This window comes from Streptomyces sp. NPDC001373 (assembly GCF_042895815.1).
Taxonomy (GTDB): domain Bacteria; phylum Actinomycetota; class Actinomycetes; order Streptomycetales; family Streptomycetaceae; genus Streptomyces.
The window spans coordinates 303,905-318,354 of the sequence record NZ_JBIAWQ010000002.1 but is presented as its reverse complement, the minus strand read 5'-3'; the positions used below and the strand labels follow the sequence as shown (position 1 = coordinate 318,354).

The following is a 14,450-nucleotide window of genomic DNA, read 5'->3' as shown; positions in this document are numbered from 1 at the left end:
AGGCCCTCATGCGCTGTGTCATCGCACGTTTCCCGTTCGACCTCACCAAAAGCGGTGTCCTTGCCTCGATGAAGGACATCAGGCCCGAGCCGGTCACCGGTGAGTCGGTGACCATCGGCCGCCGCACCTACCCCGCGAAGCAGGTGGGCCGGATCGTCACCGGCCAGGATCCGCGCGACTTCAGCGCCGGTGAGGTGCTGCGGGCCATGACCCGGCTCGGGTTCACCTGCCGTACGGCTCCTCCGGCCACCGGACCCGCGAGTCCGCTCGCTCAGGCTTCCGCGCTGCTCGGCGTCCAGGCGAACACCTGACGAGACCGCGTTCCCGACGAGAGGGCCCGACCGGCGTCTGCCGGTCGGGCCCTCTCGTGCTGGGCGGAAGCCCGTCCGAGCCGGCCGCCAAGGTCGGCCACCGCCTTCGGACGCGAAAACCTATCGCGCCCGAGGTAGATTTTCCGCAGCGCCGGAGTTATGGTTTCTCTCGTAGCCCAGACAGTCCGTAGGCCTGGCGGAGACGAACCGCCAGGAGGCAGAACCAACGCCGTGAGCCGCGGGTGCGGTTCACCGTACGCCAGTGAAGTCAGAGCACCGAGGAATGAACGGAGGAGCCGAGCGCCATCAGGATCGCCCGGGTCGCGCGACCGAGCCCGGGTACCGCAGGACATCGACAGTGAGGTGGTCTCCGGTCAAGCAACCGCGATCCCCGCACTCCCGGCAGCATCCGGGCCGGGTCGGCGGAAACACAGGGGTCGGCGCATTATCAGGGCCGACAGATGGTGTAGTAGTTCCTTCGGGGCCCTGGTGCCGTACGGCGCCAGGGCCCCTCAACGCGTTTCGTGAGAGAGGTGCAGATGACAGCACACGAATCGTTCGACGATCGTCTCGACGACGACGACTACCCGGCCTACACCATGGGCCGGGCCGCCGCCATGCTCGGCACCACCCAGGGCTTCCTCCGCGCGATCGGCGAGGCGCGCCTGATCACCCCGCTCCGCTCCGAGGGCGGCCACCGCCGCTACTCCCGCTATCAGTTGCGCATCGCCGCCCGAGCCCGGGAACTCGTCGACCAGGGCACCCCCATCGAGGCCGCCTGCCGCATCATCATCCTCGAGGACCAGCTCGAGGAGGCCCAGCGCATCAACGCCGAGTACCGCCGCGCGGCCGAAGGCTCCACGCACCCGCCCGTGAGCTGAAGGCCGCCGAGCGGTCGAAAAGGGGTGCGCCGTGCACGCGCAGAGGAGCCGGGCCGAAGGGTCGCCGCAGGTCATCAGCGGTCCGCCGGGCCGCCGAGCGGCCCTGGCCAGGAGCGCACCTGCGAAGCAGCGCCGGCGAGGCCGCGCCCTCGGGCGCTGCCCTGTCAGCGGTCCTGCTTGCGCCTGCCTCCGATCTGGTAGGGCCGCATCATCTCGTTGTCCTCGTGCTCGACGATGTGGCAGTGCCAGACGAAGCGTCCGGGACGGTCGAAACGGGCCTTCACCCGGGTGATTTCTCCCGGGTAGGCGATCACGGTGTCCTTGAAGCCGCGCTCCCAGCTCTCCGGCGGAACGGGTGACCCGTTGAAGGGCTGCCGGTCGACCACCTCGAACGCCACCTCGTGGATGTGGATCGGGTGGGCGTCCACGGTGAAGTTGTGCAGCTCCCACGTCTCGGTCGCGTTCAGCCTCGGGTTCTCCGTGACCGGGTCGGCCCAGCCGAGCAACACCGGATTGCCGGCGGAGTCGACCGTCCCGAGCATGGCCTGGACCGGCGTGTCCGGCGGAACCAGGGGACTGCCGGACTTCACCTCGCTGAGGGAGAGCCGCCGGGTGACGCTCGCCGAGCCGAGCGGCCTGACCCTGGGCAGCCGGAGCCGGTCCGGTGGGACGCTCGTGTCTTCGCCCAGCAGGGGGCCCACCACGAATTTCATCACCTGCCCGGTGGTGGCCGGATCCGCCACAGGGAAGTCCACGCCGGGTTCGCCCCGGCCGAAGGGCTGGTCCGCGCCCTCGTTGACGAGGTACAGCGCGGTACCTTCCGCGATCCCGGTGAAGTCGACGATCACGTCGGCGCGTTCCGCGTTGGCCAGCAGCAGCCGTTCCAGCCGAACCGGTTCGGGCAGGAATCCGCCTTCGTTGCCGATCTGCCAGAACGGCAGGGCCGACCGGGCCGGCCGGGCGGTCGGACTGTCCGTGATCTTCAGGATCAGGAACCGGGCATTGCATCCATTGAGGAAGCGCAGCCGGTAGCGGCGCGGTTCGACCTGGAACTTCGGCCATGTCCGGCCGTTGACCACCATCGTGTCGGCGAAGAACTCGGGGTTCCAGATGGGAGGTACGTCGGTGGTGGGAACGTACGGGCCCGCGAACCCGTCGAAGAATTCCCGGCTCGTGGGATAGAACAGCGAGCCGTCCGAGTTGAACGACCGGTCCTGGATGGCCAGGGGGATCTCGTGGTACCGGGTGCCCGGCGCATCGCCGGAGGCGGGCGCCGGTCCGGGCAGGACCCCCTCGGGCAGGTCGCACTCGCCGCCGCGCAGCAGGTAGAACCCGGCGGGGCCGGCGTAGACGTTGAGCCGGGTCATCCCCAGCGTGTGGTCGTGGAACCAGAGCGTCGACGCCCGCTGGTCGTTGGCGTACTGGAAGGTCGCTGTGCCCGGCTCCCACTTCAGGCCGTGCGCTTCGGCGAACTTCTCGCGGAACTCGTCGTAGAACGAGCCCACGGTGGCGAATCCGGCGGGAATGTTCTTCGCGCGCGGCAAGTACCACGCCTCGGTGTAGCCGTCGCTCTCCTCGGTGGAACGTCCACCGTGCAGGTGAGTGACGATCGGGACGGGGCCGGTGTACGGACCCGGCGTCGACGTGAACGTCGGCCGGGAATCGCGCCCGGTCCTGCCTCCCGGCGGATTCGCCCAGTGCAGGGTGGGATCGACCGCCAGCAAGTGCGGGAGGAATCTGCCCTCGCTGTCGACGAGATCGTTCACCCAGGTGACCCGGACAGGCCGGTCGGCCTTGGCCTCGATGGTGAACGAGGGGTAGTTGAACGTGCTTCTGTCCCCGAGCGAGCCGTATCCCCACACGGTGGTGGACGGCAGAGCGGGCGGCAGTACCTGCTGGCTGAACTGCCGGACGCCGATGACGTACGTGTCGATGCCGTGCTGCCGCTGCGGGTGGCGGGCCTGCGGCATCACCGGCGGGATCACCAGATCGGTGACGTACTTCGGAATGGTCGTGGGGTCCAGGGTGGGGACCGGGAAGGTACGGCCGGACCCGGCCCCCGGGGTGGCCGCCGTCCCGTCAGGGAGTGCCGCCGCCCCCTCGGGTGCCGGAAGGACCAGGGCCGCGCCGCCGACGGCCCCGGCCACGAGAAGTTCTCTTCGCGCGATCAATTCTCCCGCTTTCCGCAGCCCGAGGGCGCCGATCGGTTCGTCACTGAATGTTATGGGTGACATACAGTGAGCGACGGGATCATTGGGGCGTGTCCTTCGCGGCGGCCGCCGGTCAGCGGGTGGCGGGGAGCCAGCCGTCCTGGACGGCGTGGACGCCGGCCTCGAAGCGGCTGCGGCCGTCCAGGCGCTCCATGAGCTCGGCGGCGATGCGCCGGGCCGTCCGGGGGGAGACGCCCAGCCGCTTGGCGATGGACTCGTCGGTCAGCCCCTCCGCCAGCAGCTGGACGACTTCCTTCTCCTGCCGGGTGCGCCCGGCGGCGTCGCGCACCGGGACGGCCCCCAGGGGGACGGCGGAGGCCCACACCGACTCGAACAGCGCGCACAGCGCGGTGACGGTCCCGGTGCCGTGCAGGACGATCGCGCCGACATGGGCGTCGGTGGTGTTCACGGGGAGGACGGCGAGCCGCCGGTCCATGATGATCATGCGGACGGGGAGCGACGCGGCCGTTCTGACCAGGCCGCCGCGGCGGCTCAGCCAGTCGACGTGCTCCTGGGTCGCCGCGTCGTTGCGCACGCTGTCCAGGTAGATGGTGCGCATCCGCACGCCCCGGTCGAGCATCTCCTCGTTCGGGCCGCGGCTGGCCCGCAGATCGGCCTCCGGGTGGGCGCCGCCCGGGGCGAACGTCAGGACCTCGCTGGTGACCTCGTCGCTGAGCTGCGCCAGCCGGTTGCGGATCGCCTCGATCCCGGACAGGGACTCGCTCTCGCTGGGGGACTGCGGCTGGGAGGAGGCGCAGTCGGCGATCAGCTGGGCCGCCGCGGCCTGGGACAGGGCGAGACGCTCCTGCTGGCGGGCCAGCAGCAGGTTCATGGCCGCTTCCGCCCCCAGGGGGGCGAAGCCGCTCGGCGCGTGGTCGGCGGAGCGGATGAGCGCCATGGCGCTGAGCCGGTCCAGGGCCCCGCGGAGGTCCGACTCCTGCAGTCCGAGGCTGCGCGCCAGCTCTGCCACGCCGTCCTGGGGACGGGTCAGCATCCCCCGGTAGACCTGCTCGGCTATGGGATCCAGACCCAATGTCTGCAGCATCAGTTGCTCGTTCTCCCCGAGTGCGCGGGGGCCTACCTTGCCGCCCGCTGTGTTGTCACGCCCTGGTCGTGGCCGTTTCATGCAAATGCATAAAACGCCCCGGCTATCCCCTGGCGAGGAAATATAGCGCAGGCACACGATCTGATCCATGTACCTAATCCACCTCAAACTCGGCCTGCCCACATACCGGTTGGTTCCCCCGGAACTGGGGGACCTCATCCGCTCGGCCGCCCGTCCGGGCGAGGGTCTCGAGCACGTCACCGTGCACCCCGACGTCCCCGGCGGCCCCGTACTGGGGATGTTCCTGACCGCCGAACACCCGGACCAGGCAGAGGTGATGGCCGGCCTGCTGTGCCGCCGGGCCCTCGCGACCTCGGCGAAGCTGCGGGGCCTCACGCTCCTGCGCTGGAGGGCGGAGCCCGTGTCGCCGTACCACGGCGTCGCCGCGGACCGTGGACAACTTATGCCAGCGGGAAATCCGTCCACGGGAAACCTCTTCCATCCGTTCTGACCGGCGGACAGAGTTGGGGACATCAGCCGGGGGGCGACAAACCCACCGGCACCGAGTCGAAGAAGCGCGGACGAGAAATCGACCGCGTACGTTGCCCCAAGTTTTCAAAGTTTTCGAGAAGAAGAGGTACCACTCGTGACTCGCACCCGTTTCCTCATGGCCGTCGCGACGCTGTCCACGGTGGTGGCGGCGACGCTCACCGCCGGCCAGGCCAGCGCCGACACCCTGCCGGTCATCGTGGCGGGTACGACCTTCACGGACTCTTCGGGCGCTTCGACCCGGCTCGAGGACCCCATCGTCATCGACGACGTGACGTGGGGGCACTGAGCCACCGGGACCGGGACCGGCCCCGGTCCCGCCCCGCACCGCCCGCCGTCCGAACCGAATCTGTGGAAGGAATCCGGACGTGAACAGTAATGAGGCATGGTCGGCCCCGCGTTTTCACGATGATTCCGACCCGCTCGCCGAGGACCTTCCCCTGGGTTCCGGTCAATGGCCGGCGGGTCCCGACGAATCCGAATGGGTCCTGGTCTGACCCGGACCAGGCCCGCAACCGACAGGAGACGGACATGTCCGAGAACATCGAGAACACCGAGCCGAACCCCGTGGACCTGGCCCAGGACCTCGCCATCGAGGAGCTGAACGGCGAGCAGGGCACCACCGCCGTGAGCACCTTCGGCACCTTCGGCTGCTCCAGCTGCAACGCTTCCTGACCCCCCGTCAATCCCCGTTCCACACACCACAAGGAGAGAGAAATGACCACTCCCGAGACCGTCTCCAACGGCGCCGAGGACCGCGACTCCGACGTCGAGGTCGAGGACCTGAAGGCCACCAGCCAGGCGGCCACCGCCACCATCTTCACCATCGGCTGCTCCGGCAGCTTCTCCAACACCGAGGCCTGAGCAGCGCGCGTCCGCGCCCGCTCCCCACGAAGGAAGGCATCACCATGAGTGACAAGACCGCCGACAAGCTGACCGTCCGGGCCGACGAGGCCGAGGTCGAGGTCGAGGACCTGGAAGCGTCCGCCGCGCTCGGCTGCGCGAGCACCATCGGCACCATCAGCTCGCTGACCAGCTGATGGACGGCAGCAAGAACGCCGACGCCGTCGACCGCCCCGAGCCGGGGATCGAGGTCGAGGTCGAGGACCTGGCCGAGTCCTCCGGCGCCGCCTGTGCCGGGACCATCGGCACCCGATTCTGCTTCGAGAGCTGAGCCGTGAACCACTTCGCACCCGACCCCGTCACCCTCCACGCCGAGGGCTCCGAGATCGAGATCGAGATCGAGGAGCTCGACGGGGGCTCCACGGCCGCCGCCGGCTACACCGTCGGCTCCGGCCTGCCCTGCTGGGCCGCCTGAGCAGTCCCCACCCGCACACGAAGGAGCGCCATGAGCGACAAGACCGACCCCACGAACGTCCAGGCCGAGGAGAACACCGAGGTCGAGGTCGAGGACCTCAAGGGGGCCGACGCCGCCTACACCCTCGGCACCGCGGGCTGCTTCACCTGCCCCGTCAGCTGAACACCCCGCACCCGACGGAGGACCTTCCATGAGCGACACCACCCCCGACCCCACCGCCGTGGAGGCGGAGGAGGTCGACGTCGAAGAGCTCGAACAGGGCGCAGCATTCCCCACCTGGCTTTCGCTGGGCTGTTACTCGTCCTGAACCACCGCGCACCGACCATCCGCACCCACCGCGAAGGAGCATCATGAGCGACAAGACCGACCCCACGAACGTCCAGGCCGAGGAGAACACCGAGGTCGAGGTCGAGGACCTCAAGGGGGCCGACGCCGCCTACACCCTCGGCACCGCGGGCTGCTTCACCTGCCCCGTCAGCTGAACGCCCCGCACACCGCACCACGCAGTACCCCCGCACTCCTGCGGGGAAGTCCGCGGACCCGGCACCGCCGTCCGCGTGATCACCGGGCCCCATGCCATCGGGTAGGGCGCCCAACCGCCCGTCGGACGGCGCACGTCGTGCCCGCCGACCGATCGCCCGACACCCCGCAGGGCCGCTGAGCGGCCCCATGACCGGGGGCGGCGACCCGAGGCCCTGGAACGGCCGGGCCGCACTTCTCACCACGTACGGCCCGGCCGTCCCCCTCCCCTGCCCGGAACCCCCTCCCCGGGAGGTCCCGGAACCCACAGCGCCGCCCCGGCGCGCCTTCCCGTCCCCCGTCCCGAGGAGTCGACGCATGTCCCGCACCCTGCGGTTCAAGAGGTCAGCAACCGCCCAAGTCGTTGCCGGAGAAGGGGTTTTCCTGCTCTCCGAACAGCGCCAGTCCGTCCTGCGGGGCGCTCTCGCCGAGCAGCTCGCCCCGCTCCTGGACGGACAGCACACCCGGGAAGCCGTCGTCGAGGCCCTCGCGCCGTCCTTCGGCGAGGACCGGGTCACCCGCAACATCGACAAGCTCGTCGCGTCGGGCCTCGTCATCGAGGCCGAGGCCGGCGCCGACCCGCGGACCGGCGGTTTCTGGGAGCTGGCCGGCGTGGACGCCGACGAGGCCCGGCACCAGGTCGCCGGGGGTCCGGTGGAGATCGTCGCCCTGGGCGGCACGGACCCCGCCTGGTTCGCCACCGCCGCCGAGGCCATGGGCCTCGCGCCCGAGTCCGGCGAACCCGAGCTGACCGTCGTCCTCACCGACGACTACCTCCACCCCGACCTCGCCGACATCAACAAGAAGGCCCTCGCGGCCGGCCGCCCCTGGCTCCTGGTCCGCCCGGTCGGGACCGAGGTGTGGGTCGGCCCGCTGTTCCAGCCCGGCGACACCGGCTGCTGGGACTGCCTGGCCCACCGGTTGAGCGGCAACCAGCTGGTCACCTCCTTCGTCCAGCGGAGCACCGCCGCCGACCGCGCCCCCGTGACCGCCCTCGCCGGCCTTCCGGGCACCGTCGCCGCCGCCGCGCACCTGGCCGCCGTACAGGCCGCGAAGTGGTTCGCGGGCCTGCGCGGCGAGGCTCTGGCCGAGGTGTTCGGCCTGCACACCCTCACCCTGGAGGGCCGGCGGCACAAGCTGTCCCGCCGCCCCCAGTGCCCCTCCTGCGGCGACCCGGGCATCCAGGCCCGCCAGGCGCACGAGCCGGTCGTCCCGCAGAGCCGGCGCAAGGCCGCCGCGGTCTACGACGGCGGGCACCGCACCAAGGACCCGGCCGCGCTGCTGTCCGCGTACGACCACCTGATCAGCCCGGTCACCGGCGTCATCTCGCAGCTCGTCAAGCACGACACCGGCACCGACCTCCTGCACTGCTACCTCGCCGGGACCAACTTCGCGGTCGGCTCCGGCGGCCTGGGCGCCCTGCGGGCCGGGCTGCGCAGCCAGAGCGCCGGCAAGGGCATGAGCGACCTCCAGGCCAGGGCCAGCGCGGTCGCCGAGTCCATCGAGCGGTACTCGGGGGTGTTCCAGGGCGACGAGGCCCGGATCACCGCCTCCTACCGCGAACTGGGCGACCGGGCCGTGCACCCGGACAGCACCCAGCTCTACAGCGAGCGGCAGCACCGCGAGCGCGCCGAGTGGAACGCCCGCGACTCCCACTTCCACCGCGTCACCGACCCGTTCGACGAGGACGCGCGGATCGAGTGGACCCCCGTCTGGTCCCTGACCGAGAAGCGGCACAAGTACCTGCCGACCGGCCAGCTCTACTACCACTACAAGGGCGGTCCCGGTCCGGCGTACGTCGCCGCGGACTCCAACGGGAACGCCGCCGGTTCCAGCCTGGAGGACGCCGCCGTCCAGGGCTTCATGGAGCTCGTCGAACGCGACAGCGTCGCCCTGTGGTGGTACAACCGCGTCCAGCGGCCCGAGCTGGACCTCGACAGCTTCGGCGAGCCGTACTTCGGCCGCTGGAAGCAGGCCTACCGGGACCTCAACCGGGAGACCTGGGTCCTCGACCTCACTTCCGACCTGGGCATCCCGGTCGCCGCCGCGGTCTCCCGGCGCACCGACAAGCCCGTCGAGGACATCCTCATCGCGTTCGGCGCCCACTTCGACATGAAGATCGCGGTCTCCCGGGCGCTGACGGAGATGAACCAGTTCATCGGCGCCGTCCTGCCGATGCAGAGCGACGGATCCGGCGAGTACGCCTTCGACGACCCCGACCAGAAGCGCTGGTGGAGCACCGCCACCATCGAGAACCAGCCGTACCTGCTCCCGCTGCCCGGCCGCGTCCACACGTACGCGGACCACCCCTACGAGCAGGGCGACGACCTGCTGGACGACCTGGAGCGGGCCCGCCGCACCGTGGAGGCCCAGGGCCTGGAGATGCTCCTGCTGAACCAGACCCGCCCGGACGTGGGCCTGCCCGTCGTCAAGGTCATCGTGCCCGGTCTGCGGCACTTCTGGCCCCGCTACGCCCCGGGCCGGCTGTTCGACGCCCCCGTCCGCCTCGGCTGGCTCGACGCCCCCACCCCCGAAGAAGACCTCAACCCCATCGGCATGTTCCTGTAGCCCGCCCGGAGGCAGCAATGAAAACGGCCACCCGCCGCACCCTCACCCGCCTCGCGTTCGTGGCAGGGGTACGCGTCCGCGACCGCGAGGGCCACCTCGACGTCACCCGCGACGGCCGCACCCAGTTCCGCATCCGCGGCGCGTCCCGCGAGGTCGTCGCCGCCCTGGAGGGCATGACGGGCTCCCTCGCGGCGCCCGAGCCGGTGCCCTCTCCGCCGGAGGAGCAGCTGGAGGCGGTGCTGAACCGCGTCATCCGGCTGCTGGAGCACCACATCGTGCTCGGCGACACCGTGGCCCTGCGCCTGGAGCCCCTGGTCCCGGGCCTCGGCCACTCCCCGGCCGACGTCGGCGCCGACACCCCCGTCCGGCTCAACCGCTTCGCGTTCCTGCGCGTCCACGAGGGCGACCTCGTCCTGGAGTCGCCGCTCTCCCCGCGCCGCGCCCGCCTCCAGGCGGACCCGGTGCGGGAGCTGGCCGCGGCCCTCGGCGCGGGCACCACGGCGCGCGAGCAGGCCCTCGCCCTGGACCTGCCCGTCACGGTCGTCCAGGAGCTGCTCGGCCATCTGGCCGGGGCCTCGCTGGTGGACACCGCCGACGAGGACGGCTCCTTCGCCGCCGACCGGGACGACGTGCTGCGCCAGTGGGACTTCCACGACCTGCTGTTCCACAGCCGCAGCCGCATGGGCCGCCACGACTACCCCTTCGGCGGGGTCTTCCCGTACACGGGGACCATCGAGCCCCGCCCCGCGGTCCGGCCCCTGCCCGCTGGCCCGGTGGTCGCCCTGCCCCGCCCCCGGCTGGAGGACATCGCCGCGAAGGACCCCTCGCTGACCGCCGTCCTGGAGGGCCGCCGGTCGGTCCGCACGCACGCGCGGACCCCGCTGGACCTCGACCGGCTGGGCGAGTTCCTCTACCGCTGCGCCCGCGTCCGCGCGGTCACGGCGGCCCGCCCCGAGGAGGGGATGCCCTATCCCGCGTCCTCGCGGCCCTACCCGACCGGCGGGGCCTCGTACGACCTGGAGCTGTACCTGTCGGTGCACCGCGTCGCGGGCCTGGAGCCGGGCATGTACTTCTACGACGCCGGCGGGCACCGGCTGGTCCTGGTCAACGCCGACGAGGACGACCGCAACGCCATGATCGGCATCGCCCGGGTCTCGGCGGGCGGCATCGACGCCCCGGACGTGCTGATCACCGTCACCTCCCGGTTCCAGCGCCTGTCGTGGAAGTACCGCAGCCTCGCCTACGCCGCCACCCTCAAGAACGTCGGCGTGCTCTACCAGACCATGTACCTGGTGGCCACGGGCATGGGGCTGGCGCCGTGCGCCCTGGGCGGCGGCGACTCGGACCTCGCGGCCAGGACCCTGGGCCTGGACTACCTCCAGGAGTCGTCCGTCGGCGAGTTCCTCCTCGGCTCGCGTCCCGCTCCCGAGGAGCTCCCGCCGGCCGGGCACCTGTCCTGGACGCCGGTGAACGACGCCGACTGGCACCCGCGCTGCGAGCGCGAACTCCAGCCCGCCGCCGCCCCGGCCCGCCCCGGAACCCCGGCGTGACCACGGCCGCCGCCCCGGCCCCGCCCGTCGCGCCGGCCCCGGTACGGGCCTCGGCCCCGGCCACGGCCCCGGCCCGCGCCGCCGCGGCCGCGCGCCGTCCGGCGACCGTGTTCCCGCTGCTGTCCACCCGGGTGACGGCCCTCGGCCCCGCCGACCTGGAGCCCCTGGCCGGGCCCGCCCTGGCCTCCTCCCTGGACGCCCTGCGGGCGGGCAGGGAGGAGGCCGCCGAGGCCGGGCGGGCCCTGTCCGACGTGCTGTACGCCCTCGTGCCCACCCTCGACGACGCCCCGGCCGTCCGCCGCGCCGCCCTGCGGCTGCGCCGCGACACCCGCGGCGCCCGCGGCGGCCGGCACACCGCCGACGCCGTGGCCGTCGTCCGCCCCGCCCTGGACGAGGCCGGGCGGGCCGCCCTCACCGCCTGGACCGGGGCGGCCGAACGGCTCGCCGCGGCCGCCGAGCGCGCCGAGCGCCTCGCGCAGGAGGAGGCCCGTACCGCCGGCACGTGGATGCTCACCCTGCTGCGCCGCCCCGACCTCGCGGCCGGACTGGCCCTGGCCAGCCCCGCGTTCACCCGGGAGCTGCTGCGCACCGACCCGGCCCGGCCGCCCGCCCCGGGGAGCCGGCTGGCCCGCACGGCGCTGTCGTACCTGGCCCGTACCGCCGTCAAGACCAGCCCGTTCGGCAGCCTGGTCACCCTGGGCACGGCCTCCCTCGGGCCGGTGCCCGCGGGTCTCGCCGCGGCCGCCGCGCCCCCCGCGGCCGACACCGTCTCGCCCCGGCACCTGGCCGTCGAACTGCTGCGGGCCTTCGCCGCCGACCCCGACCTGTCGGAGACGGTGGACCTCCGGGTCAACCCGAGCCTGCACCGGCTCGCGGACACCTGGCAGGTCCTGCTGCCGCAGTACCTCAACCAGTCCCTCCCCCACCACGCGGACCTCCTCGCCACCGCAGACCTGTACGCGCCGTTCCTCGCCCCGGCGGCCGGCCGGTCCGGCCCGCCGGACGTCTGGAGCGGCTCCGGCACCCCCGCGGAACGCGCCCGCACCCGGCGCTGGGCCGCGATGGGCCTGCTGCTCCCCGACGTCCCCTGGCAGCCCCACGACCGCGCCTGCCTGGCGGCCCTCGCCGACCGCACCGGGACCCCGCCCGGCCCGCAGGGCCCCCGTGTCGCGGAGGCACTCGCCATCCTCGCCGACACCGAGCGCGCCCTGCCCGCCGCCGACGCCGCGACCCGGCTACGCCTGGACGGCCGGGCCCGCGCCGCGGCCGCCGACGTCTTCACCGCCCTCGGCGCCCCACAGCCCCACTGGCTCGCCTCGGCGCCGCTCTTCCACCAGAACGTCCCCGCGACCGGCACCCCCGTCCCGGTGCTGCCCGCCGAGGAGATCGGGCACGACCTGCGCGCCCTGGGCCGCCGCGTCCGGGCGCAGACCTTCCGCAGCGCCCTGTACGACGTGCTGACGGCCCATTTCAAGGCCCGCTACGGCGCCGGCGGCACCTGCCACGACCTCTACGACTTCCTGTACGGCTTCTGCCGGCGCGAGGACCACCACCGCCTCGTCCGCCGGGCCGCGGACGCCGACCGCGCGGGCACCGGCACCCCGTGCGTCCCCGCCCCGCACGGCACCGTCGGCGCCGCCGCCGTGACGGTCTTCCACCAGCTGGCCGCCGCGGACGCCGACGCACTGGCCCGGGGCGAGTACCTCATGGCCGTCAACCGGGTCAGTGCCGGGCCGGGCGGACTCCTCGCCCGCTGGGGGGCGGTGCCCGGCACCGGCGGGGCGGCGATCCGCGAGCCCCTGCGCCGCTGGATCGGCGACCTGTACCCCGGGTGCGCGGTCCGGCAGCTGTCCGCCGGAGGCGACTACTCCACCCTCCAGGCCCCCGCCGGCCCCCTCTTTCCGTACCTGCGCTGGCCCTCCGACCTGCGTGGGCCGGACGCGGCCCCGCCCGGCGCACCCCACCCCGGGCTCGACCTCGCCGACCTGGTCCTGTCCCACGACCCCGCCTCCGACACCCTCCAGCTGTACGACCGGGACGGCGCGAACGTCGCGCTGCCCTACCTCGGCGTGATGCCGCTCCAGGTGCTGCACGGCCCGGTACGGCTCCTGGCGACCCTGTCCCAGCCCTGGAGCACCCGCTACCTCACCGACGGCGAACGCCTGCCCCACGACCCGACGCGCCCGCCGCCGGACGGCGTCACCGCGACCCCCCGCACCCGTGAGGGCCGCCTGGTGACCGCCCGCGCTTCCTGGCGGCTGCCGGCCGCCGCCCTGCCGCGCCCCGCCGGCGGCGAGGGAACCGCCGCCTTCCTCGACCGGCTCGACGGCTGGCGGCGGGAGCACGGCATGCCCCAGCAGTGCTTCGTCCGCGCCGAGCCCGCCCCCGGGGTCCTTCCGGAGAAGCCGTTCTGGACGCACCTCGGCTCCCCGCACGCCGTCGCGTCCCTGCTCAAGAGCGTGGGCGCCGACGGCGGGGCCCTGGAGTTCACCGAACTGCTGCCCGGCCCCGGTGCGCACTGGCTCGCCGACGCCGACGGCCGCCCCCGGGCCGTCGAACTCGCCGCCCTGCTGCGCCTGGACCACCCCGACCCCCAGGAGACACAGAGGTGACCCCGCCGCCCCCCGCCGCCCCCGCCCGCCCGGGCCCCGAGGCCGTGGAGCACGACTGGCTGTACTACCGGCTCTTCGTCCGGGACCAGCGCGACCTCACCCCGCTCGTCGACCACACCGTGCGCCGCATCGTCGCGGCCGCGCACGTGATCGACCCGCGGGGAGGCTGGTTCTTCCTCCGGTTCGTCGACGAGTGCGGCATGCAGGTCCGGCTGCGCCTGCACGGCCGGCTGGACGCGGTCGCCGCCGTCGAGGCCGCGGCCGACCGGATCCTCGCCGACACCGCGGCGATGCCGCCGGAACTGGCCCGCGCCTACCGGGGGCACGCCAAGAGCCTGTACGAGCCCGAGTACGCCAAGTTCGGCGGCGCCGCCGGGGTCCGGCTCGCCGAACGGGCCTCCCAGGCCGCCAGTGAGGCGGTCCTGGAGCTCATCGGCCCCGACTTCCCCCGGCTGCGGCTGGGCCATGCGCTGGCCGCCACGCTCTCGGCCCTGGACCTGCTGCCCGCCGGCCAGCGCCTTTCCTTCGTCTACCACATGACCTGGTACTGGACCGGGCAGAACGGCGACCGCTCCGGGCCGCTGCGTGCCCGGGTGGACGCCGCCGCCCGGCGCCTCGCGCCGGACCTGCGCCGGCTCCTCGACCAGGTCCGCGGCGGCCCGTACCGGGGCGTCCACGACGCGTACGGGCTGGGCCTGCGGGACCTGCTCGCACGACACCGGGCCGCGGGGATCCCCCGGACCGGCCCCCACCTCCTGTTCCACCTCATCCACCTCACCAACAACCGGCTCGGCGTCACACCCGCGGAGGAGGCCGTCCTCGCCCGCTGGATCCGCGCCGAGTACGGAGCCGGCGCGTCGCACGACGCCCTCTGACCCGACGGAAGG

The 14,450-nt window shown here is 73.0% G+C and carries 17 protein-coding genes; 15 read left to right on the top strand and 2 right to left on the bottom strand.

Features of this window, described 5'->3' with window-relative positions; genetic code table 11:
• Positions 1–8: 8 nt before the first annotated feature.
• Both ACFY15_RS06820 and ACFY15_RS06815 read left to right on the top strand, forming a co-directional pair.
• Complete coding sequence (locus tag ACFY15_RS06820; protein ID WP_390686316.1) at positions 9–311, top strand: SCO5918 family protein; 303 nt, start codon at positions 9–11, stop codon at positions 309–311.
• A gap of 539 nt (positions 312–850) precedes the next feature.
• Positions 851–1,192, top strand: a complete 342-nt coding sequence (locus tag ACFY15_RS06815; protein WP_390686315.1) for a MerR family transcriptional regulator — start codon at positions 851–853, stop codon at positions 1,190–1,192.
• Positions 1,193–1,356: 164 nt separating this feature from the next.
• Here ACFY15_RS06815 and ACFY15_RS06810 read toward each other — a convergent pair whose 3' ends face one another.
• Together ACFY15_RS06810 and ACFY15_RS06805 are read right to left on the bottom strand one after the other, a co-directional pair.
• Positions 1,357–3,339 (bottom strand): multicopper oxidase family protein, encoded by a 1,983-nt coding sequence (locus ACFY15_RS06810; protein WP_390686314.1) that lies wholly within the window; start codon positions 3,337–3,339, stop codon positions 1,357–1,359.
• 136 nt (positions 3,340–3,475) lie between these two features.
• Positions 3,476–4,447 (bottom strand): LuxR C-terminal-related transcriptional regulator, encoded by a 972-nt coding sequence (locus ACFY15_RS06805; RefSeq protein ID WP_390686313.1) that lies wholly within the window; start codon positions 4,445–4,447, stop codon positions 3,476–3,478.
• Between the two features lie 148 nt (positions 4,448–4,595).
• Here ACFY15_RS06805 and ACFY15_RS06800 point away from each other — a divergent pair, with 148 nt between their 5' ends.
• The 13 genes from ACFY15_RS06800 (at position 4,596) to ACFY15_RS06740 (ending at position 14,438) form a co-directional block, all read left to right on the top strand.
• On the top strand, positions 4,596–4,958 hold the full coding sequence (locus ACFY15_RS06800; RefSeq protein WP_390686312.1) for a hypothetical protein: 363 nt from the start codon (positions 4,596–4,598) through the stop codon (positions 4,956–4,958).
• Positions 4,959–5,093: 135 nt separating this feature from the next.
• Positions 5,094–5,285: a hypothetical protein gene (locus ACFY15_RS06795; RefSeq protein ID WP_390686311.1), complete on the top strand. Its 192-nt coding sequence runs from the start codon at positions 5,094–5,096 to the stop codon at positions 5,283–5,285.
• 242 nt (positions 5,286–5,527) lie between these two features.
• Positions 5,528–5,671, top strand: a complete 144-nt coding sequence (locus ACFY15_RS06790) for a hypothetical protein (protein WP_390686310.1) — start codon at positions 5,528–5,530, stop codon at positions 5,669–5,671.
• A gap of 42 nt (positions 5,672–5,713) precedes the next feature.
• On the top strand, positions 5,714–5,860 hold the full coding sequence (locus ACFY15_RS06785) for a hypothetical protein (protein WP_390686309.1): 147 nt from the start codon (positions 5,714–5,716) through the stop codon (positions 5,858–5,860).
• Between the two features lie 44 nt (positions 5,861–5,904).
• Positions 5,905–6,036 (top strand): thiocillin family RiPP, encoded by a 132-nt coding sequence (locus ACFY15_RS06780; RefSeq protein ID WP_390686308.1) that lies wholly within the window; start codon positions 5,905–5,907, stop codon positions 6,034–6,036.
• Positions 6,036–6,170: a hypothetical protein gene (locus ACFY15_RS06775; RefSeq protein ID WP_390686307.1), complete on the top strand. Its 135-nt coding sequence runs from the start codon at positions 6,036–6,038 to the stop codon at positions 6,168–6,170. Before ACFY15_RS06780 ends, ACFY15_RS06775 begins: the two co-directional genes overlap by 1 nt.
• A gap of 3 nt (positions 6,171–6,173) precedes the next feature.
• A complete protein-coding gene (locus tag ACFY15_RS06770) occupies positions 6,174–6,314 on the top strand; it encodes a hypothetical protein (RefSeq protein WP_366449886.1) in 141 nt (46 codons plus the stop codon).
• Positions 6,315–6,344: 30 nt separating this feature from the next.
• Positions 6,345–6,476, top strand: a complete 132-nt coding sequence (locus ACFY15_RS06765; protein ID WP_390686306.1) for a hypothetical protein — start codon at positions 6,345–6,347, stop codon at positions 6,474–6,476.
• A 188-nt stretch (positions 6,477–6,664) separates the two neighbouring features.
• The gene (locus ACFY15_RS06760; RefSeq protein WP_390686306.1) at positions 6,665–6,796 is read left to right on the top strand and encodes a hypothetical protein; all 132 of its coding nucleotides are present in this window, start codon (positions 6,665–6,667) and stop codon (positions 6,794–6,796) included.
• Between the two features lie 355 nt (positions 6,797–7,151).
• Entirely contained in the window at positions 7,152–9,401 is a 2,250-nt protein-coding gene (locus tag ACFY15_RS06755; RefSeq protein WP_390825112.1) for a TOMM precursor leader peptide-binding protein, read from the top strand.
• 17 nt (positions 9,402–9,418) lie between these two features.
• Positions 9,419–10,951 (top strand): SagB family peptide dehydrogenase, encoded by a 1,533-nt coding sequence (locus ACFY15_RS06750; RefSeq protein ID WP_390825111.1) that lies wholly within the window; start codon positions 9,419–9,421, stop codon positions 10,949–10,951.
• Complete coding sequence (locus ACFY15_RS06745) at positions 10,948–13,563, top strand: hypothetical protein (RefSeq protein WP_390686303.1); 2,616 nt, start codon at positions 10,948–10,950, stop codon at positions 13,561–13,563. The genes ACFY15_RS06750 and ACFY15_RS06745 overlap by 4 nt, the downstream gene beginning before the upstream one ends.
• On the top strand, positions 13,560–14,438 hold the full coding sequence (locus tag ACFY15_RS06740) for a thiopeptide-type bacteriocin biosynthesis protein (RefSeq protein ID WP_390686302.1): 879 nt from the start codon (positions 13,560–13,562) through the stop codon (positions 14,436–14,438). Before ACFY15_RS06745 ends, ACFY15_RS06740 begins: the two co-directional genes overlap by 4 nt.
• Positions 14,439–14,450: the final 12 nt, after the last annotated feature.